Source organism: Streptomyces sp. NPDC126497 (genome assembly GCF_040302425.1).
GTDB lineage: Bacteria > Actinomycetota > Actinomycetes > Streptomycetales > Streptomycetaceae > Streptomyces.
Window position 1 is genome coordinate 1 of the sequence record NZ_JBEORT010000045.1, and the last position, 19,896, is coordinate 19,896.

The 19,896-nt window shown below is 71.9% G+C and carries 19 protein-coding genes and 1 tRNA gene; 7 read left to right on the forward strand and 13 right to left on the reverse strand.

Annotated features, from left to right (window positions below; genetic code table 11):
- Window positions 1–26: 26 nt before the first annotated feature.
- Window positions 27–260 carry a DUF2277 domain-containing protein gene (locus ABTY20_RS19740; RefSeq protein WP_351998299.1) on the reverse strand — a complete coding sequence of 78 codons (234 nt, stop codon included), beginning with the start codon at window positions 258–260 and terminating at the stop codon, window positions 27–29.
- 66 nt (window positions 261–326) lie between these two features.
- On the opposite strand from ABTY20_RS19740, the gene ABTY20_RS19745 reads away from it, so the two are divergent.
- The gene (locus ABTY20_RS19745) at window positions 327–668 is read left to right on the forward strand and encodes a DUF8825 domain-containing protein (RefSeq protein WP_351998300.1); all 342 of its coding nucleotides are present in this window, start codon (window positions 327–329) and stop codon (window positions 666–668) included.
- Between the two features lie 71 nt (window positions 669–739).
- Here the strand turns inward: ABTY20_RS19745 and ABTY20_RS19750 are convergent.
- A tRNA-Val gene (locus tag ABTY20_RS19750) sits at window positions 740–811 on the reverse strand.
- 207 nt (window positions 812–1,018) lie between these two features.
- On the opposite strand from ABTY20_RS19750, the gene ABTY20_RS19755 reads away from it, so the two are divergent.
- The 4 genes from ABTY20_RS19755 (at window position 1,019) to ABTY20_RS19770 (ending at window position 4,420) form a co-directional block, all read left to right on the forward strand.
- Entirely contained in the window at window positions 1,019–1,834 is an 816-nt protein-coding gene (locus tag ABTY20_RS19755; RefSeq protein WP_351998301.1) for a DUF4097 family beta strand repeat-containing protein, read from the forward strand.
- 74 nt (window positions 1,835–1,908) lie between these two features.
- Window positions 1,909–3,339, forward strand: a complete 1,431-nt coding sequence (locus ABTY20_RS19760) for a hypothetical protein (protein ID WP_351998302.1) — start codon at window positions 1,909–1,911, stop codon at window positions 3,337–3,339.
- Window positions 3,340–3,376: 37 nt separating this feature from the next.
- A complete protein-coding gene (locus ABTY20_RS19765) occupies window positions 3,377–3,598 on the forward strand; it encodes an FmdB family zinc ribbon protein (RefSeq protein ID WP_030817855.1) in 222 nt (73 codons plus the stop codon).
- Between the two features lie 48 nt (window positions 3,599–3,646).
- Complete coding sequence (locus ABTY20_RS19770) at window positions 3,647–4,420, forward strand: DedA family protein (protein ID WP_351998303.1); 774 nt, start codon at window positions 3,647–3,649, stop codon at window positions 4,418–4,420.
- A gap of 17 nt (window positions 4,421–4,437) precedes the next feature.
- Here ABTY20_RS19770 and ABTY20_RS19775 read toward each other — a convergent pair whose 3' ends face one another.
- The 3 genes from ABTY20_RS19775 to ABTY20_RS19785 are packed head-to-tail and all read right to left on the reverse strand — an operon-like array spanning window position 4,438 to window position 8,962.
- Window positions 4,438–5,250: an HAD family hydrolase gene (locus ABTY20_RS19775; protein ID WP_351998304.1), complete on the reverse strand. Its 813-nt coding sequence runs from the start codon at window positions 5,248–5,250 to the stop codon at window positions 4,438–4,440.
- Window positions 5,250–7,766: a phosphoribosyltransferase gene (locus ABTY20_RS19780; protein ID WP_351998342.1), complete on the reverse strand. Its 2,517-nt coding sequence runs from the start codon at window positions 7,764–7,766 to the stop codon at window positions 5,250–5,252. The genes ABTY20_RS19775 and ABTY20_RS19780 overlap by 1 nt, the downstream gene beginning before the upstream one ends.
- Before the next feature lie 29 nt (window positions 7,767–7,795).
- On the reverse strand, window positions 7,796–8,962 hold the full coding sequence (locus ABTY20_RS19785) for an HpcH/HpaI aldolase/citrate lyase family protein (protein ID WP_351998305.1): 1,167 nt from the start codon (window positions 8,960–8,962) through the stop codon (window positions 7,796–7,798).
- Window positions 8,963–9,132: 170 nt separating this feature from the next.
- Here ABTY20_RS19785 and ABTY20_RS19790 point away from each other — a divergent pair, with 170 nt between their 5' ends.
- The gene (locus ABTY20_RS19790) at window positions 9,133–10,062 is read left to right on the forward strand and encodes a TerD family protein (RefSeq protein ID WP_351998306.1); all 930 of its coding nucleotides are present in this window, start codon (window positions 9,133–9,135) and stop codon (window positions 10,060–10,062) included.
- A 15-nt stretch (window positions 10,063–10,077) separates the two neighbouring features.
- Here ABTY20_RS19790 and ABTY20_RS19795 read toward each other — a convergent pair whose 3' ends face one another.
- The 6 genes from ABTY20_RS19795 to ABTY20_RS19820 all read right to left on the reverse strand — a co-directional run bounded on the left by ABTY20_RS19795 (window position 10,078) and on the right by ABTY20_RS19820 (window position 14,535).
- Window positions 10,078–10,815 carry a TerD family protein gene (locus tag ABTY20_RS19795; RefSeq protein ID WP_351998307.1) on the reverse strand — a complete coding sequence of 246 codons (738 nt, stop codon included), beginning with the start codon at window positions 10,813–10,815 and terminating at the stop codon, window positions 10,078–10,080.
- 127 nt (window positions 10,816–10,942) lie between these two features.
- Window positions 10,943–12,082, reverse strand: coding sequence for a DUF475 domain-containing protein (locus tag ABTY20_RS19800; protein WP_351998308.1), 1,140 nt, complete (start codon window positions 12,080–12,082; stop codon window positions 10,943–10,945).
- 49 nt (window positions 12,083–12,131) lie between these two features.
- The gene (locus tag ABTY20_RS19805; protein WP_351998309.1) at window positions 12,132–12,707 is read right to left on the reverse strand and encodes a TerD family protein; all 576 of its coding nucleotides are present in this window, start codon (window positions 12,705–12,707) and stop codon (window positions 12,132–12,134) included.
- A 136-nt stretch (window positions 12,708–12,843) separates the two neighbouring features.
- Complete coding sequence (locus ABTY20_RS19810) at window positions 12,844–13,419, reverse strand: calcium homeostasis/redox stress adaptation protein (protein ID WP_351998310.1); 576 nt, start codon at window positions 13,417–13,419, stop codon at window positions 12,844–12,846.
- 112 nt (window positions 13,420–13,531) lie between these two features.
- Window positions 13,532–13,990, reverse strand: coding sequence for a peroxiredoxin (locus ABTY20_RS19815; RefSeq protein WP_351998311.1), 459 nt, complete (start codon window positions 13,988–13,990; stop codon window positions 13,532–13,534).
- Window positions 13,991–14,097: 107 nt separating this feature from the next.
- Window positions 14,098–14,535, reverse strand: a complete 438-nt coding sequence (locus tag ABTY20_RS19820) for a DUF3052 domain-containing protein (RefSeq protein ID WP_030218400.1) — start codon at window positions 14,533–14,535, stop codon at window positions 14,098–14,100.
- Between the two features lie 405 nt (window positions 14,536–14,940).
- Here ABTY20_RS19820 and aceE point away from each other — a divergent pair, with 405 nt between their 5' ends.
- Entirely contained in the window at window positions 14,941–17,688 is a 2,748-nt protein-coding gene (gene aceE / locus ABTY20_RS19825) for a pyruvate dehydrogenase (acetyl-transferring), homodimeric type (protein WP_351998312.1), read from the forward strand.
- A gap of 62 nt (window positions 17,689–17,750) precedes the next feature.
- Here the strand turns inward: aceE and ABTY20_RS19830 are convergent, their stop codons facing one another.
- Window positions 17,751–18,059: a small hydrophobic protein gene (locus ABTY20_RS19830; protein WP_351998313.1), complete on the reverse strand. Its 309-nt coding sequence runs from the start codon at window positions 18,057–18,059 to the stop codon at window positions 17,751–17,753.
- A 149-nt stretch (window positions 18,060–18,208) separates the two neighbouring features.
- Entirely contained in the window at window positions 18,209–19,828 is a 1,620-nt protein-coding gene (locus tag ABTY20_RS19835; protein WP_351998314.1) for an MFS transporter, read from the reverse strand.
- Window positions 19,829–19,896: the final 68 nt, after the last annotated feature.

Below are 19,896 nucleotides of genomic sequence, written 5' to 3' on the forward strand. Positions count from 1 at the left end.
GCGGGGTGCCGCGGCGCCCGGGGGCGCTACGCCCCCGCCCGCCGCGCGGCGCCCCCGCGCACCTCCAGCCCGTCCAGCAGCTCGGCCGTCGCCGCGGCGATCGCGTCCACCGCCCGTTCGAACACCTCGCGGTTGTGGGCGGCCGGCGCGCGGAAGCCGGACACCTTCCTCACGTACTGCAGGGCGGCGGCCCGGATCTCCTCCTCCGTGGCCTCCTCGGGCTGTACGGGCGGGCGCAGGGTCCTGATGCTCCGGCACATGTCCCCAGTCTGACGCGCCCGCCCGGTGACTCGCCACCCAAAATCGAACAGGCGTATCATCAGCACGTGGCTACGACCTATGACTTTCCGAGCGACCTCCTCGCCGGTCAGGAGGAACTCCAGCAGGTCCGGGCCGAGTTGTCGGTCCTGCTGAAGCGACTCCCCTGGTCGGTCGAGCCCCTCGACGGCTTCAGCGACGACAACGGCTGGCGCAAGGTCGAGCGCCCCGCCTCACCCGGCTGGACCGCCGACGAACAGACCGAGGTGGAGAAGCTGAGACGACGGGAGCACGAGCTCGCGGTGTTCGTCAGCACCCACCGCTACTGGGACGGACTCACCGGCGCCGACCGCGTGCACGCCCGCTCCCGGCTGAAGCACGTCCACGAGGACGCGGAGGAACCCTCGTAGGACGGGCGGGAGGACCGGGGAGACGAGACGACGAGGGCCCCCGGAGCGACTCCGGAGGCCCTGTGTCCCGGTGGGCGCGGACGGTTTCGAACCGCCGACATCCTGCTTGTAAGGCAGGCGCTCTACCCCTGAGCTACGCACCCGAGGCCCGGGCCGTGCGCCCAGGTCGAGTCGACAGCCTACATGGCCGCGGCGGCGGTCCGGCACGCCCCTGCCGGGGATCACCGGGGGATGTCCCCACCCCGGATCCACCGGCCGTCCGGATCCCCCGGCGGACCCCCGGTCCGTACGGTCGAGGAGCGCCCGGACACCACCGGTGGGCGCCGCCGTCCGTCCCAGGGGAGACCGCCATGACCCGCACGATCCGTACCGCCCGCACCGCCGGTTCCGCTCCCGGCGCCCGTACCGCGCGGGCGCGTGCCCTCGCCCTCGCCGGGGCCGCCGCGGTGCTCGTCGCGGGCCTGAGCGGCTGCGGGGCGTCGGCCGCAGACGACGCCGATCCCGACCGCCGCTCCTTCGTCCTGCCCGGCGACACCCTCGTCGTCGACTCCGAGGAGTCCGCCCTCGAGATCGTCGCCTCGGACGAGAGCGCCCCGGGCGAGGTCGAGGTCACCCGGTGGTTCCAGGGCACCGTCGCCGTCGGCTCGGACCCGGAGGTCACCTGGTCCATGGACGGCGACCGGCTGGTGCTGCGGGAGAAGTGCTCGGGGCTCGTCGCGGACTGCTCCACCAAGCACCGCGTCGAGGTGCCCCGCGGGGTCTCCGTGAAGGTGGAGGAGGGGGACGGCAGCGTGCGGGCGCGGGGCTTCCGCGACGCGCTGAGCATCCGGACGACGGACGGCTCGGTCCACGTCACGGACTCCACCGGGCCGCTCGAACTGCGCACCGGCGACGGATCCGTACGCGCGGAGGTCTCCTCGCGCACGGTGCGCGCCCGCAGCGGCGACGGCTCGATCCACCTCCAACTCGGCGCCGTGCCGGACCTGGTGGACTCCCGCAGCGGCGACGGTTCCCTGACGGTCGACCTGCCGCGGGCCTCCTACCGCGTGGACACCGGGACCGGCGACGGCGCCGAGGACGTCTCCGTGCCCCGCGACGGCTCCAGCCCCCACGTGGTGACCGCCCGCACCGGCGACGGCAGGCTCACCGTCCGCACGGCGAACTGAACGGCCCGTGTCTTCGTCCTCCACCGGTGGGAGAATGACATCGGGCCGGGCGAACGACAGTACGGGAGAGGGATGTGACGGCGACACCAGCGCAGCCGTACTCGCCGTCGGAACCGCGCGTGCCGCGCGTGCGTCGTGCCGCACCCCCCCTCCCGCCACGGCCGGGTGCCCGCGGGATCCCCGGCGCGCTGCGGGACGTGCTCGCCCTCGTGGCGCTGCCGCTGGCCGTGGCGCCGGCGCTGTCCGCGGCGTTCGCCGGGGGCGGGACGCGGCGCTGGTTCGGCGGGCGGGCGGAGAACCAGCGGGCCGAGGCGCAGGCCGCCAAGGACGCGGCGGCGGCCGCCTTCTACGAACTCGACACCGCCCAGCGCGACCTGCGGATCTCCATCGAGACGATCACCGCCGTCGACGCCTCCCCCGCCGCCCGCCGTGCCGTCGCCGACTTCGAGGCGCTCGGCCGGCGCATCGACGAGGCCAGCCACCGGTACATCGGCGCCGTCGACGCCCATGACCTGGACCGCGACGACCTGGAGGCCTCGGCCGCCTCCCGGGCCCGCGCCCGGCTGACCGCCGCCAAGGACGAACTCGACCGGGTCAGGCAGGAGCTGGACCGGTTCGCCGACGGGCTCGGCCCGCTCCTGAACAAGGCCGAGACCCAGCTGGCCCGGCTCGCTCCCGCCGTCGAACGCGCCCGGCAGGCGCTGCTCGCCGCCTCGAACGCCCTCGACACCGCGCGGGCGTCGGGCCTGAGGGCCGACGACCTCGCCGCCCGGCTCGCCGCGCTCTCCCCGGAACTGACCAGGCTGAACCAGGGCGCGGGGCAGCACGGCGTGCCGCAGACCCTGGAGCGGGCCGAACGCGTCACGCGCGAGGCCGAGGCGGTCCGCGCGGAGGCCGAGCGGCTGCCGGAACGGGCGGCCGAGATCGACCACCGGCTGGTCTCCCTGCGCACCCGCGCCCAGGCCCTCACCACCCGCTCCGAACAGGTCGAACCGGTCCTCAGCGAACTGCGCCGGCGCTTCACCGCCGCCTGCTGGCAGGATCTGCAGCACGTCCCCGAGATGGCCGCCGAGAACGTGGGCCGGGCGGAGGCGAGGCTCGCCGAGGCCCGGACGGCCCGCGAGGAGCAGCGCTGGGCGGACGCGACCGCCCTGCTGTCGACCGCGCGGGCGCTGCTGAACACGACCGACGAGGCGGTGTCGGCCGCCGGTGACCGGCTGCGCCGGCTGAACGCCGTGCAGAAGGACCCCGGGCAGGAGATCGAACGCACCCGCTTCGCCGTCCGGGACGCCCAGCGCCTGGCCATGGCCGGCCGCCACACCCCCGACCCGCGCCACGCCCGCCCCCTGGACGACGCCGTGGCCCGGCTGGAGCGGGCCGTCGCCGGACTGGAGGGCCGCCATCCCGACTACTGGCACTTCCTGACGGAGACGGAGGAGGTACGGGCGGCGGTGGGCCGTGTGGTGGCCCTGATCCGGGAGGAACGCGGCGCCGCCGCCCCTTGACCGGCCCGGCACCGGCCGCGCCGGTTAACCTGTGCCCATGCCTCGCTACGAGTACCGCTGCCGGACCTGCGGCGACACCTTCGAACTGAGCCGCCCCATGGCGGAGTCCTCCGCGCCCGCGGCCTGCCCGGCGGGCCACGACGACACGGTCAAGCTCCTCTCGACGGTCGCGGTGGGCGGTACCGCCTCCGCCGCGGCCCCCGCTCCGTCCGCGGGTGGCGGCGGTGGCGGCTGCTGCGGTGGCGGCTGCTGCGGCTGACGGGCCCGCTTCAGGCTCCCTTCAGCTTCGCGTTCCTAGCGTGAGGGCATGAGAGCCGGCACAGCGCACACGATCACGGCGGCCGGGGACGGCGGCGCCGGACCACAGTGGGTCAACGACCTCATGGACGCCCTGGGCGCCCCCGGGGCCGGCCTCGCCATCGCACTGGAGAACCTCTTCCCTCCCATCCCCAGCGAGGTGATCCTGCCCCTGGCGGGGTTCGCCGCGAGCAGTGGGCGGATGAGCCTGCTCGCCGTGCTGCTGTGGACCACCGCCGGCTCGGTGATCGGCGCGCTCGCGCTGTACGGGGTGGGCGCGCTGCTCGGCCGGGACCGGACGCTGGCGCTGGCGGGACGGCTGCCGCTGGTGAAGGCCGCGGACGTCGAGAGGACGGAGGCGTGGTTCCTGCGGCACGGGAGCAAGGCGGTGTTCTTCGGCCGGATGATCCCGGTCTTCCGCAGCCTCGTCTCCGTGCCGGCCGGCGTGGAGCGCATGCGGCTGCCGCTGTTCCTGGGCCTGACCACGCTGGGCAGCGCGATCTGGAACACCGCGTTCGTGCTCGCGGGGTACGTGCTCGGGGACAACTGGGAGCAGGTGTCGGCCGTCGTCTCGGCGTACTCGAAGGTGGTCCTCGGCGCGGCCGTGCTGGCCCTGGCGGCGTTCGTGGTCCTGCGGCTGCTGCGCTCGGGTGACGGCCGCCGGCGGCGGGACGGACGGGCGGGCGCGGACCGCACGCGCCCCGTCGGCGGCCGCGCCGGGGAGAACGCACCCGCCGACGGGTACGGCTCCGCCGGCACGACGGGCCCGCGGCGCCGCCGCTGACGCCCGGCCGCACGGTCTCACCGGGGCGAGCGCACCGTCCGCAGGAACTCGCGCAGGATGCGCTCGCCGGCCAGGACGCCCCGCTCGGGGAGGGCCCTGACCGCGGGGGCCGTCCAGTCGGCGTCGGCGAGTTCTCCGTGACCGGGACGCCAGCCCCGGTCCGCGGCGAGGAGCAGGTCGGCGTCGAGGAGGGAGTCGCCGGCGGCGAGGGTCAGGTCGGCGCCGGTGCGGCGGGCGACCTCGTGCACGGCCGCGCTCTTGGTGAGCGGCCCCGGCACGGCGTAGATCTTGCGGCCCTGCAGGGAGACCGTCCAGCCGCGGTTCTCCGCCCACTCCCCGAGTTCCTTCACCCACTCCTCGCGCAGCAGTTCCCGCTCGACGACCAGGTAGGCGAAGAGGTCCTCGGCGACCCGGTGCTTGCGCACCCAGACCGGGTCGGCGGTCCGCAGCAGGTGGTCCTGCACCTCGGACAGCGGGGCGCACTCGTCGGCGAGGCGGGCGAGCACCCGGGCGTGCCAGTCCCGGTCGGACACGCCGTCGACGAGGAGGTGGCCGCCGTTGGCGCAGATCGCGTAGGTGGGCTGCGGGCCGGGGAGGCTGATGCGCTGGTACTGCTTGCGGGTGCGGGTCGTCGTGGGGACGAACACGGCCTCGTCGCCGAGGTCGGTGAGGAGCCGGGCCGCCGTCTCGGTCAGGTAGGACAGGGGCTTGCCCTCGTGGACCTCCACGCACAGCAGCCTCGGCGCCCGTGCGTCCGGCATGGTCAGGGCGAGGGCGGCGGAGGAGTAGATGAGGGTGCGGTCGAGGTCGCTGGCGACGATGACGGGCATCAGCGGGTCACCGCCCTGCCGTCGGCGCCGGTCGCGCCCCGCGTGTATCTGGGGTGGATCAACCCCACGCAGGTGTACGGGAGTTCCGCGACCTCCTCGACGGGCACGCCCCGCTGCCCGGCGAGCAGGCGGACGTGTTCGAGGTCGCGGCCGGCCCCGGCCCGGGCCAGCACCTTCCAGGGGACCCGGCGCAGCAGCACCCGGGTGGTCTCGCCGACGCCGGGCTTGACGAGGTTCACGTCGTGGATGCCGTACTCCTCACTGATGCGTTCGACCGCCGCCCAGCCCTCCCAGGTGGGGGTGCGGTCGGCGGAGAGCAGGTCCGCGGCCTGGGCGCAGGCCGCGTCGGCGACCTCCGGGAAGCGGGCGGAGACGGCGTCCAGGAAGACCGTCGAGAGGTCCGCGCCGGCCAGTTCGCGGTAGAACTTGGCGCCGTGGAAGTCGTGCGGGCCGACCAGGTCGGCGCGGAGCACGGTGCGCGAGATCAGGCCGGACACCGTGGAGTTGAGGCAGGCGGAGGGGATCAGGTAGTCCTCGCGGGTGCCGTAGGTGCGGACGCAGGAGCCGGGGTCGGCCAGGACCGCGATCTCCGGGTCGAAGCCGGTGACGTCCTCGGTCTTCTCGAACTCCTGGATGGCCTGGGCGAGTTCGCGGGTGATGGCGCCCTTCCCGGTCCAGCCGTCGACGAAGACCACGTCCCGGGGGTCGTGGTGGGCGGCCAGCCAGCGCAGCGCGTTGGCGTCGATGCCCCGGCCGCGGACGATGGAGACGGCGTAGTGCGGGAGGTCGAGCCGGTGGCGGTGCCGGGCCCAGCGGCGCATCAGGATGCCCACGGGGGTGCCCGCGCGGGCCAGGGAGACGAGCACCGGGCGGGGGGACCGTTCGGCGAGGACGGTCTCGGTGACCACGCCCACCGCGCGGGCGATCCGGGCCGCCGACTCGTCCAGGGCCGCGTGGAACAGCTCCTGGTACCGCTCGCTCGGCTGGTACTCCACGGGCAGCGACTCCGCGTAGTGGGCGCCGCCGCTCTGGATGGCCTCCTCGCGCTCCTCGGTCGGCGCCTCCAGCGTCACGTCCGAGAGGTCCTGGAGCAGCCAGCCGACCTCCTCGGGCGCGTACGAGGAGAAGGCGGGGCCTCTGAGGGGCTCGGGCAGCATGGTGGCGGGCCTTTCGGGGGCGTCCGGTCGGGCGTCCCGGGGGGTCCTCCGCGGGACGTTCTGCGGGGCGGGCACGTAGGACGGCACGACCGCGAGCAGGACCCGCGGGGTGTGCGCGGCGAGCCGGGCGAGCAGTCCGTCCGGCGCGTGCAGTGCCGGGGTGTCGGCGACCGAGTCGACGACGGCGACGACGGCGTCGAAACCACCGCCGGCGACGTTGTAGGCGTAGCGGTCGCCGGGGCCGTCGGCGGGGTCGTCGTGGGCGGGGAAGACCAGGCGGGTGCGTATCGCGTAGCCGGGGTCGTCGACGGCGAGGACGGGCGAGCGGGTGGTGGTGGAGAAGCGCACCTCGGCGCCGGTCGTCCGCTCCAGCTCGCCGGCGAGGCGCAGGGGCGCGTACATCAGCTCCTCGAAGCCGAGGACGAGGACGCGGCGCGCGTCGTCGGGGAGCGCCCGCGCGAGGCGGGCCGCCATGGCGGGGAGCGCGCCCTCCAGGCGGGCCCGGTGCGCGGGGGTGAAGCCGTGGCGTCCCCCGTCGGGGAGGCCGTCCGGCCAGCCCAGCTCCACTCGCGTGGCGAGCTCGCCGTCCGGCCGCGCCGGGGCCGACCCGCCGCCCCCCGCGGCGCTCTCGTACCGCGCCACCAGGGACTGTCCTCTCTCCAGGACGCCGTCCGGCAACCGCACCGTGCCCGAGGCGGTCGTCACCAGGTCGATGCGCGCCCCGATCTCCCGGGCGAACGCGTCCAGCCGCCCGGCGTCCGCGCGCGACCGCATGTCGACGAGGGCGACGATCACGTACCGCCCCCGCGGATACCGCGCGTGGAGGTCCCGGACGGTGTTGAGCACCGTGTTCCCGGTGGAGAACTCGTCGTCGACCAGGACCAGCGGACCGTCCCCGGCCAGCAGCCGCGGATCCTCCGGGAGCAGCAGGTGGGACGTGGCGTGGGAGTGGGACTCCTCGAAGCCCCCGGCGGCGGCGGTCCCCGCGACCGGGCGGCGCGTGGAGTGCAGGTAGGGGGCGACGCCCAGACCGTCGGCGACGGAGTGACCGAGACCGGTCGCGGTCTCGGCGTAGCCGAGGACCACCGTGTCCTGCGCCGAGTCGCCCAGCAGCTCGCGCACCCGGCGGCCGAGCCGGACGCCGTGGCCGTGCACGACGGACGGCGACTGGGGGACGTGCTTGCCGAGGACGTTGGACACGAGCAGGTGGGCCCGCTTGGGGTTGCGGCGCAGCGCCAGCCCCAGCAGTTCGGGCAGGTCCTCGTCCCCGCCCAGCTCGACGCCGAGCCGCTCCGTGACCCAGCTGCCGGACCAGACGCCCCCGCCGGCCCGTCCTCCGTGACGCACCGGGTGGTGCATCCCCTCGTTCACCGCGCTCTCCCTCCCGGTCACTCCGCCAGGCCCGCCGCGAGCAGTTCCACGAAGCCGATGTCCTCGTTCGCCACACCGAAGGCCTCGGCGCGCAGCAGGGTCCGCTCGGCCCAGGCCCGGTGGGGTTTCACCTCGTTCATCTTGTTGGTGTAGGCCGACCTGAGCACACCCCCGCCGCCGCGTTCCGGCCGGAGGATGTCCTGGGCGTCGCTGAACTCCTCGTGGCTGACCACGGACAGCGCGTGCACGGGGAGCACGTGGGAGGGGTGGATGCAGGTCTTGCCCAGCAGGCCGTTGGCCCGGTCGAGGGAGATCTCGCGCAGCAGGCCGTCCATGGCGTGTTCGATCAGCTTCTGGCGCAGCGCCACGGCCTTCACCTCGTGGAAGGGGCTCTGCCGCAGGAGCGGTTTGAACATGCGTTCCTGGACCCGGAAGTACTCCCAGACCGGTCCGGTCACGGTGAACCCGGTGCCGTCGGCGCGGGCCAGCATGTTCACCACGTCGGAGATGACGGAGGCGACGACCTGGATGTCGTACGCCGTCATGTCGGGGTCCCGGCGCAGCCCGTAGGAGGAGCAGAAGTCGGTCACACCGAGGCGCAGCGCGAGCACCCGGTCGCGGTACTTGTCGACGGCGCGGAAGATGCCCTCGAGGGTCTCGACGCGGGACTCGCGGTAGAGCAGTTCGGGGGACTCCAGCACCGGCATGGCGAACAGCCGGTGTCCGCTCCCCGCCTCGGCGCCGGCCATCGCCTCCAGGAACGGCAGGCCGCGTTCCGCGGTGAACTTCGGCAGGACGAAGCCGGACAGCAGCGGGGCGGCGGGGCCGAGGCGGCGGACGAGATCGGGTATCTGCTCGGGGGTACGGACCCGGATGAACAGCAGTGGCAGGTCCGCCCCGGGCCGCCCGGCCAGGTCCGCGAACTGGCGCACGAGGTTCTCCTCGCCGGCCGTCACGTCGGCGTCGTCGATGGAGTCCTCCAGGCACAGCACCATGGAGACCACGCCGTTTCCGCCCTGCTTGACGACGTCGTCGGCGAGCCGGGGCCGGGTCGCGGGGCTGTAGAGCGTCGCCCCGAGGGCCGCGGAGAGCAGCCGGGCCGGGGAATCCCGGGTGAACTCGGCGGGCTCCCGGTAGAAGAGACGTTTCCGCACCGCAGGGGCGATGTGCCCGAAATGACGCATTGAACTCCCCTGTGGCCTCTCTGGGGTCACTGAAAGGTAAAAAGGTGGCCGGTAATAGTACGTAGGGATCCATGTCGGTGGTTCCCGCGGGGCGTGAACTTCGGGTGACCCCGCTGTGTCGCCCCCGCCCCGCATTGTCGTGACCAGGACGGAGAAGGCAGGATGACCGTATGACGCACGCGATGCTCAAGGGGTCGAACGTCCCTCTCGAGGCCACCACGGTACGCGCCGTACTGCGCTGGTCGCCCGGGCAGGGGGTGCCGGACGTCGACGCCTCCGCGCTGCTCCTCGGTCCCGACGGCCGTGTGCGCTCCGACGAGGACTTCGTGTTCTACAACCAGCCGCGGCACCCGGCCGGGAAGGTGTGGCGGCTCGGCAAGAAGCGTGGCGCCGAGGGCCTGACCGACACGATCCAGACAGACCTCGCCGGTGTCGAGCCCGCCGTCAGCCGGATCCTGCTCGTCGCGTCGGCGGACGGCGTCGCCTTCGACCGCGTACGGGACCTGCGCGTCCTGCTGTACGACGCGCAGGCCGCCGACGGGGACGCGCTGGCGTACTTCGACGTCAGGCCGGAGACCGGCCAGGAGACCGCGCTGATCTGCGGTGAGCTGTACCGGCGCGGTGAGGGCTGGAAGTTCCGGGCGCTCGGCGAGGGCTATTCGAACGGGCTGAGGGGCCTGGCGACCGACTTCGGCATCTCGGTGGACGAGTCGGAGGCCGCGCCGGAGCCCGACGCCACCGACGTCGTCCAGCTGCCGCCCCCGACGGCGCACGTCCCCGCCGCCGACCGGACCTCGTCCGAGGCCCTGACGCAGCCGCAGGCCCCCCTCGTCCCGCCGGCGCCCGAGGTGTCCCGGCCGCTGCCGCCCGAGCAGCCGGCGGGGGTGCCCGCGCAGCCGGCGGGGGTGCCCGCGCAGCCCGGGTACGGCTATCCACCGCGGCAGCCCGCGGCCGCGCAGCCGGCCTACGGCTATCCGCCGGCGCCCGCCACGGCCGCCCCGGGGGCTCCGGCCGGCTACGGCTTCCCGCAGCCGGCCGCCGCCTCCCCCGACCCGGACTTCCGGCTTCCGCCGCAGGGGCCGCAGTTCATCGGGCGGTAGGGAGCCGAGGGCCGCTCAGCGTTCCGCCTTGGTCTTGTAGCCCCTGCCCCACTGCAGCCCCCACCCGTACAGGCGGTCCAGCTCCCCCTGGAACCCGTAGACGAACTTCACCTCGCGGCGGACGATGATCTCGTTCTTGACGTTCTCGATCATCACCACCGCGCAGGAGCGGGCCTGGGGGTGGCGTTCGTCGAGTCCGATCTCGATCCGCGGGCCGCTGCTGGGGTAGAGCGTGACCATGGCGTGCGTGCGGTCGAACGCGGGCGTCTGGTCGTAGATGTAGGCGAAGACCAGCAGGCGCTTGATGTTCTCGCGGTGGTCCAGGTTGACGTACATGGTCTCGCCCGAGCCCGACCCGAACCGGTCGTCCCCGCTGAGCTTGACGTACGGCGGGGCGTTGACGTCGCCGAGGAGGCCGCCGAGGGGCTGGACCACGCCCTTGGTGCCGTCCTGCAGCTCGTACAGGCAGCCGAGGTCGAGGTCGACGTTGACCATGGACTGGCTGTGGCCGACGACCTCCGGCGGTTTGAGCGCCCTCAAGGGGTGGCGCAGCAGGCTCTCCCGCCGGGAGCCGCCGAAGTCGGAGGTCCGCATCCGCCAGCTGAGGTTGATCCGCAGGTGGCCGGTGGCCGCGCCCTGCTTGGTCAGGGACACCTGACCGTTCCGTTTGGTCAGCTCGACGGCATTGCCGGCCGCGCCGCCCGAGTCGAAGGCGCTGTTGCGTCCGCGCCGCAGTCCGTCCAGGAAATCCATTCCCGCCCCACGTCCAGTCGTCGGTCCCCGCCCGGGCCGCCGGACTCCCGGACGGCCGACGGGGCGGCCACCGGGGAGTGGTCCTCGGTGGCCGCCCCGTCGAGAGCGTTCCTCGTCCGGGAGGCCGTCACACCCCGGAGGAGACCTCGGTCTTCCGTCCGGCGTTCCCCTCGGCCTCGGCGAGCCGCTTGTTGCGGCGCACGGAGGACCAGAAGGAGGCGCCGATCAGGACGACGCCGATGAGACCGGTGATGATCTCGTTGATCTCGTACCGGATGGTGACCAGCAGGATCAGGGACAGGGCGCCGATCGCGTAGTGCGCGCCGTGCTCGAGGTAGACGTAGTCGTCCAGGGTGCCCTGGCGGACCAGGTAGACGGTCAGGGACCGCACGTACATGGCGCCGATGCCCAGGCCGAGGGCCATCAGGACGATGTCGTTGGTGATGGCGAAGGCGCCGATCACGCCGTCGAAGGAGAAGGACGCGTCCAGCACCTCCAGGTAGAGGAACATGAAGAACGCGGCCTTGCCGGCCAGCGCGACCGCCGAGCGGGGCTTGCCCTCGCGCTCGGCCTGCTCCTCGGCCTCGTGCTCGCGCTCCTCCTCCTCTTCGAGCTTGTCCTCGAAGTAGCCGGACAGGCCGCCCACGATCATGTAGGTGATCAGACCGGCGATGCCCGCCAGCAGGACCGTCTCCGCCTTGTCCACGTGCGCGCCGCCGTGCTGGTGGGCGTGGGTGGCGAAGGTCATGGCGGAGATCAGCAGGATGATCAGCGCGATGCAGACCGACAGCATGTCGACCTTGCCCAGCTTGGCCAGCGGGCGCTCCAGCCAGGTCAGCCACTTGATGTCGCGGTCCTCGAAGATGAAGTCCAGGAAGATCATCAGCAGGAACATGCCACCGAACGCGGCGATCGCCGGGTGGGCGTCGGTGACGAGCTCCTGGTAACGGTCCTTGTCGCTGAGCGCGAGGTCGACCGCCTCGATCGGCCCGAGCTGGGCGCTGATCGCGACGATCACGACGGGGAAGACCAGCCGCATGCCGAAGACGGCGATCAGGATGCCGATGGTGAGGAAGATCTTCTGCCAGAAGGCGTTCATCTTCTTCAGGATTCCGGCGTTGACCACCGCGTTGTCGAAGGACAGCGAGATCTCCAGGATGGAGAGGATCGCCACGATGCCGAAGGCGGTCCACCCCCCGAAGAGAACCGCCGCGACCAGGCCGAGCGCGGTGACCGCGAACGACCAGCCGAAGGTTTTCAGAACCACTGGCTACCCCAGGTGTATGAACGGGTCTCCCCCGCTGCCGTGATCGGCTTTACGAAACGTTGACTCCGAAGTCTAGAGCGATGCCCCGCAATCCCGACGCGTACCCCTGTCCCACCGCACGGAACTTCCACTCGTCCCGGTAGCGGTAGAGTTCGCCGAAGATCATCGCGGTCTCGGTGGACGCGTCCTCGCTCAGGTCGTAACGGGCGAGTTCCTGGCCGTCGGCCTGGTTCACCACACGGATGAAGGCGTTGCTGACCTGACCGAAGGCCTGACCGCGCTCGTCGGCCATGTGGATGGAGACCGGAAAGACGATCCTGTCGCACCGGTCCGGCACCTTGGAGAGGTCGACCAGCAGCGACTCGTCGTCCCCCTCGCCCTCACCGGTGAGGTTGTCGCCGGTGTGCTCCACCGAGCCGTCCGGGCTCGTGAGCTGGTTGTAGAAGACGAACCACTCGTCCCCCATGACCCGGCCGCCGCTGCACATCAGCGCGCTGGCGTCCAGGTCGAAGTCGGCTCCGGTGGTGGAGCGCGCGTCCCAGCCGAGCCCGACCATCACCTGGGTGAGGTTCGGTGCGGCCTTGGACAGGGAGACGTTTCCCCCTTTGGCAAGCGTGACGCCCATGATGCTGGTCCCCCTCCGGGTGATGTCTCTCAAGGTGGTCCTGCGCGTCCGGCGCCGCACGTAAACCGTGCGGCGCCGGACGATGTCGCCGCGCGGGCGACCGGGCTCGGGCGTGGCCGCCCGGAGCGTGAACGCCTCAGACGTTCACGCCGAAGTCCTGTGCGATGCCGCGCAGGCCGGAGGCGTAGCCCTGGCCGATGGCGCGGAACTTCCACTCGGCACCGTGCCGGTACAGCTCGCCGAAGACCATCGCGGTCTCGGTGGACGCGTCCTCGCTGAGGTCGTAACGGGCGATCTCGGCCTCGCCGGCCTGGTTGACGACGCGGATGAACGCGTTGCGCACCTGGCCGAAGGACTGCTGGCGGTTCTCGGCGTCGTAGATGGAGACCGGGAAGACGATCTTCTCGATGTCGGCGGGGACCGCGGCGAGGTCGACCTTGATCTGCTCGTCGTCGCCCTCGCCCTCACCGGTGAGGTTGTCGCCGGTGTGTTCCACCGAGCCGTCCGGGCTCTTCAGGTTGTTGAAGAAGATGAAGTGCGCGTCGCTGGCGACCTTGCCGCTGCTGTTCAGCAGCAGCGCGCTGGCGTCGAGGTCGAAGTCGGTCCCGGTCGTGGTGCGGATGTCCCACCCCAGACCGACGATGACCGCGGTCAGGCCCGGCGCCTCCTTGGTCAGCGATACGTTGCCGCCCTTGCTGAGGCTGACTCCCACGAGTCCTCCATTGGTGTCCTGGGGCGGGGTGCCCCGTGGTGCTCGGATGTCGGATCAACGAATCGATCCTAGTGACGGGTTCCCGGCCGCCGCAGGCCAGACGACCGAAGAATCACAGGGTGTCGAGCGCCTCGACGTACTCGTTCAGGTCGCGCGCGTCCGGCAGGGCGTTGACGACGGTCCAGCGCACGACGCCCTCCTTGTCGACGATGAACGTCCCGCGCACGGCGCACCCCTTGGCCTCGTCGAAGACGCCGTACGCCCGCGAGACGTCGCCGTGCGGCCAGAAGTCGCTCAGCAGGGGGTACTCCAGGCCCTCCTGCTCGGCGAAGACGCGCAGGGTGTGGATGGAGTCGTTGGAGACGGCGAGCACCTGGGTGTCGCGTTCGGAGAACTGCGGCAGCCGGTCGCGGACCTCGCACAGCTCGCCGGTGCACACGCCGGTGAAGGCGAACGGGTAGAAGAGCACCACCACGTTCTTCCGCCCGCGGAAGTCGGACAGCCTCACGGTGGCGCCGTGGTTGTCCTTGAGTTCGAAGTCGGGGGCCTTGTCGCCGACCTGGATCGCCATCGTCGTGTTCGTCCCTTCGGAGCGGTTCGCTCCGACCACCCTACGCAGGGGGCGGACAGGCCGGCGGACGGGCCGACGCACGAGGCGGCCGGCCCGTCCGGGGTGGTTCACCGCTTGGACTTGGCCGCCTTCGGGGTCGCCAGCCGGCTGCCGCTCCAGTCCTTGCCGACGCTGACGCTCTTGGCCGCCGTCAGGCCCGCCGTGGTGGCGGCCTCCGAGATGTCGCTCGGCTCCACGTAGCCCGAGCGGCCGGTCTTCGGCGTGAGGAGCAGGATCGCCCCGCCCTCCTCGATGTACGTGGTGGCATCCACCAGCGCATCCGTCAGGTCGCCGTCGTCGTCGCGGAACCACAGCACAACGGCGTCAGCCACGTCGTCGTAGTCCTCATCGACGAGGTCGCTCTCGATGACGCCCTCAATGGCCTCGCGGAGCTCCTGGTCGACGTCGTCGTCGTAGCCGATCTCCTGGACCACCTGCCCGGGCTGGAACCCCAGCCTGGCGGCAGGGTTCGTCCGCTCCTCCGCGTGGTCCGCGGTCGCGCTCACGGGTTGCCTCCTGATCATGTCTTGGAAATATCTCAGCCACGCGCGTGCGCGAAGCATTGGCCGTAGTCCACACGGGCGGGACGGATCGCGCAAGTACCCGGCCGTACGGACCGCCGAAACGGTGACGATCCTGGCCGGTTCACCGCAACTCCAGGCACACCCTCATGGCCCGAAGTGACGTACGCCACACCCTTGTGCCCCGTTTGGCCCTTTGGGAACCGTCTACGTGTACGAAGACTCGCATGGACGAGCCCCACACCCACCGTACTGGTCGCGCCCCCGGATTACCTCCCGGTGGAGATGACGCCGACGGCCCCGAGGTGGACCATGGGGATCGGCGCAATCCGGGCCGTACCCGGCGACACGGCGGCCCGTCTCACGGCCCTCCGACAGGTAAGGAACAGCGTGGCTTCCGCATCCGATCGCAACCCGATCATCATTGGCGGCCTTCCGAGTCAGGTTCCTGACTTCGACCCCGAGGAAACCCAGGAGTGGCTCGACTCCCTCGACGCCGCGGTCGACGAGCGCGGCCGGGAGCGGGCCCGCTATCTGATGCTGCGGCTGATCGAACGGGCCCGCGCCAGGCGCGTGGCCGTGCCCGAGATGCGCAGCACGGACTACGTCAACACGATCCCGACCCGCGCCGAGCCGTTCTTCCCGGGCAACGAGGAGATCGAGCGCAGGATCCTCAACGCGACCCGCTGGAACGCCGCGGTGATGGTCTCCCGGGCGCAGCGTCCGGGCATCGGGGTCGGCGGCCACATCGCCACCTTCGCCTCCTCCGCGTCACTGTACGACGTGGGCTTCAACCACTTCTTCCGCGGCAAGGACCAGGGCGACGGCGGCGACCAGGTCTTCTTCCAGGGGCACGCCTCGCCGGGCATCTACGCCCGCGCGTACCTGCTGGACCGGCTGAGCGAGCGGCACCTGGACGGCTTCCGCCAGGAGAAGTCGAAGGCCCCCTACACGCTGTCGTCGTACCCGCACCCGAGGTCGATGCCGGACTTCTGGGAGTTCCCGACCGTGTCGATGGGGCTCGGCCCGATCGGCGCGATCTACCAGGCGCGGATGAACCGCTACATGCACGCGCGCGGCATCGCGGACACCTCGCGCTCGCACGTGTGGGCGTTCCTCGGCGACGGCGAGATGGACGAGCCGGAGTCGCTGGGCCAGCTGAGCATCGCCGCGCGCGAGGGCCTCGACAACCTCACCTTCGTCGTCAACTGCAACCTGCAGCGGCTCGACGGACCGGTGCGCGGCAACGGCAAGATCATCCAGGAGCTGGAGTCGGTCTTCCGGGGCGCCGGCTGGAACGTGATCAAGCTGGTCTGGGACCGCACCTGGGACCCGCTGCTCGCCCAGGACCGCGACGGCGTGCTGGTCAACAAGATGAACACCACGCCGGACGGGCAGTTCCAGACGTACGCCACCGAGTCCGGCGCGTACATCCGCGAGCACTTCTTCGGCGACGACCACCGGCTGCGCGCGATGGTCGAGGGCATGACCGACGACCAGATCCTGCACCTGGGGCGCGGCGGCCACGACCACCGCAAGATCTACGCGGCCTACAAGGCGGCGGTCGAGCACAAGGGCCAGCCGACGGTGATCCTCGCGAAGACGGTCAAGGGCTGGACGCTGGGTCCGAACTTCGAGGGCCGCAACGCCACGCACCAGATGAAGAAGCTGACGGTCACCGACCTCAAGCACTTCCGGGACCGGCTGCACCTGCCGATCCCGGACAAGGACCTCGAGTCCGGTCTGCCGCCCTACTACCACCCGGGCCCGGACACCGAGGAGATGCAGTACATGCACGACCGCCGCAGGTCGCTCGGCGGGTACGTGCCGACGCGGGTGGTGCGGTCGAAGCCGCTGCGACTGCCCGAGGAAAAGACGTACGCGACCGTGAAGAAGGGTTCCGGTCAGCAGTCCATCGCGACGACCATGGCCTTCGTCCGGCTCCTCAAGGACCTCATGCGGGACAAGGAGATCGGCAAGCGGTTCGTGCTGATCGCGCCGGACGAGTACCGCACGTTCGGCATGGACTCGTTCTTCCCGAGCGCGAAGATCTACAACCCGCTCGGGCAGCAGTACGAGTCCGTGGACCGGGAGCTGCTGCTCGCCTACAAGGAGGCGCCGGACGGACAGATGCTGCACGACGGCATCTCGGAGGCCGGCTGCACGGCCTCGCTGATCGCCGCGGGCTCCGCCTACGCCACGCACGGCGAGCCGCTCATCCCGGTCTACGTCTTCTACTCGATGTTCGGTTTCCAGCGCACCGGCGACCAGTTCTGGCAGATGGCCGACCAGCTGGCGCGCGGCTTCGTCCTGGGCGCGACCGCAGGGCGCACGACGCTGACCGGTGAGGGTCTCCAGCACGCGGACGGCCACTCGCAGCTGCTGGCGTCGACGAACCCGGCGTGCGTCGCCTACGACCCGGCGTTCGGCTACGAGATCGCGCACATCGTGCGGGACGGGCTGCGCCGGATGTACGGCTCCGACGAGCGGCACCCGCACGGCGAGGACGTCTTCTACTACCTCACCGTCTACAACGAGCCGATCCAGCACCCCGCCGAGCCCGGGAACGTCGACGCGGAGGGCATCGTCAAGGGCCTCTACCGCTTCAGCGAGGGCACGGCGGGTTCGCTCCCGGCGCAGATCCTGGCCTCCGGGGTCGCGGTGCCGTGGGCGATCGAGGCGCAGCGGATCCTCGCCGAGGAGTGGAACGTCAGGGCGGACGTCTGGTCGGCGACCTCCTGGAACGAGCTGCGGCGCGAGGCCGTGGACTGCGAGCGGCACAACCTGCTGCACCCGGAGGAGGAGCAGCGGACGCCGTACGTGACGCGGAAGCTCGCGGCGGCGCAGGGCCCGGTGGTGGCGGTGTCCGACTGGATGCGGTCGGTGCCGGACCAGATCGCGCGCTGGGTGCCCGGGACGTACCAGTCGCTGGGCGCCGACGGGTTCGGGTTCGCGGACACCCGCGGGGCGGCCCGGCGGTTCTTCCACATCGACGCGCAGTCGATCGTGGTGGCGGTGCTGACGGAACTGGCGCGCGAGGGGCACCTCGACCGGTCGGTGCTGAAGCAGGCGATCGACCGGTACCAGTTGCTGGACGTGGCCGCGGCGGACCCGGGGGCGGCGGGAGGCGACGCGTAGGGCCCCGCGCCCGTGGGCGGGCCCCCGGCATCGCGCCGGGGGCCCGCCCAGGTGACGTGACGTCAGAACATCGAGTAGCCCGACGTGGTCGCTCCCGCCAGCCAGACGACGGCCAGGAGCGTGTCGATGGCGCCCAGGACCAAGGCGATCAGGGCCGGCACCGAGCGGGAGGACCCCGTCCAGCTGCGGCCCAGGGCGAGCCAGCCGCAGACGATCGCCACCGGGCCGAGGACGATCCCCAGCACGAAGAAACCGGCGACCGCGCAGATGGCTCCGATGATCCCGAGCGTCGCGCGATCCGGCCCGGACCGTGACCACGTCCGGCCACGTGTGCGGGGGTGCCTGCGCGTACCGTGCCCGAAGCTCGCCATCGTCAACTCCCTCTGAGGGTGGGTTGACAGGGCGGGTACCCCCGCCCCGGCGGTGAATTCACGCCGTACCGACGCGGTGGGGCCCGCTCCGCGTGCGCGCCGCTCCCCTCCGGCGGCGCGCACACCGGGCGGGCCCGGCCGACGGCCCGTCAGATGTGGCCGACGCCCGCGCCCGCCTCCGCGTTCTCACCGCGCTTGGTGAGGAGGGCGACCAGCACCGCCGCGGCGGCGACTCCGGCGGCGACCAGGGACGCCAGGCTCATGCCGGAGATGAAGGTGTCGTGGGCGACGTCGGTGATCTTCGCGGCGATCTCCGGCGGGGTGCCCTTCGCCACCGGGGCCACCCCCACCTGCACGGCCTCGGAGGCCTGGCCGGCCTGTTCCGGGGTGAGCGGCGGGAGCCCGGCCTCCGCCCAGTTGCCCTCGAGGTCGCTGTCCACCTTGGAGGCCATCACGGCGCCGAGCACGGCCGTGCCGAGGCTGCCGCCGATCTGCATGGCGGCCTGCTGGAGGCCACCGGCGACACCGGAGAGCTCGAGCGGCGCGTTGCCGACGATGACCTCGGTGGCGCCGACCATGACGGGGGCGAGGCCGAAGCCCAGCAGGGCGAACCAGAGCGACATCGCGGCGCTGCCGGTGTCCGTCTCCAGCGTCGACATGCCGTACATGGCCAGCGCGGTGAACACCATGCCGGCGGCGAGCGGGATGCGCGGGCCCACCTTGGTGATCATCGCTCCGGCCAGCGGCGAGCCGACGATCATCATGCCGGTGAGCGGCAGCAGGTGCAGACCGGCGTCGACCGGGCTCATGCCGTGCACGTTCTGCAGGTAGAAGGTGACGAAGAACAGGCCGCCCATGAAGGCGATGGCCATCAGGACCATCAGCACGACACCCGCGGACAGCGGGACGGAGCGGAACAGCGCCAGCGGGACCAGCGGCTCCCGGACCTTGGTCTCCCAGAACGCGAACAGCAGGAAGCCGATCACCGAGGCGGCGATGAACCCCCAGGTCCTGCCGTCGCCCCAGCCCCACTCCGGAGCCTTGATCAGGGCCCAGACGAGGCAGAACATCGCGGCCGACAGCAGGGCTATGCCGAGCAGGTCGAACGAGCGCGGCGCGTTCCGCGCGCGGTGGTCGAGCAGGATCCACACGCCGAGCACCAGGGCGAGGACGCCGACCGGCACGTTGATGAAGAACACCGACTGCCAGTTGACGTGCTCGACGAGGACGCCTCCGAGGATCGGGCCGCCCGCGGTGGAGGCGCCGATGACCATGCCCCAGATGCCGATCGCCATGTTGAGCTTCTCGGCCGGGAACGTGGCCCGCAGCAGGCCCAGCGCGGCCGGCATCAGCAGCGCGCCGAACAGGCCCTGGAACACGCGGAAGGTGACGACCAGTGCGATGCTGTCGGACAGCCCGATGGCCCCCGACGCGGCGGCGAAGCCGACGACGCCGATGAGGAAGGTCTGGCGGTGGCCGAAGCGGTCACCGAGCTTGCCCGCGGTGATCAGGCAGACCGCGAGGGCGAGGAAGTAGGCGTTGGTGATCCACTGGAGCTCCGACAGCGAGGCGCCCAGATCGTCGCCGATGGCCGGGTTGGCGATGGCCACGATGGTGCCGTCGAGGGCCACCATCATGACGCCCACGGCGACGGTGATGAGGGTGAACCAGGGATGTCCGCGCAGTCCCTTGTCCGGGGCCCTGCCCGACGGGGCGCCCGGCGTACCGTCCCCCGGCCCCGTCGCGTCGATGGTGGTCTGACTAGTCATACCTTCGACACTAATGACAGCCGCTGACAATTGACAAACCAATTCACCATTCGGTCACTGACGCGACA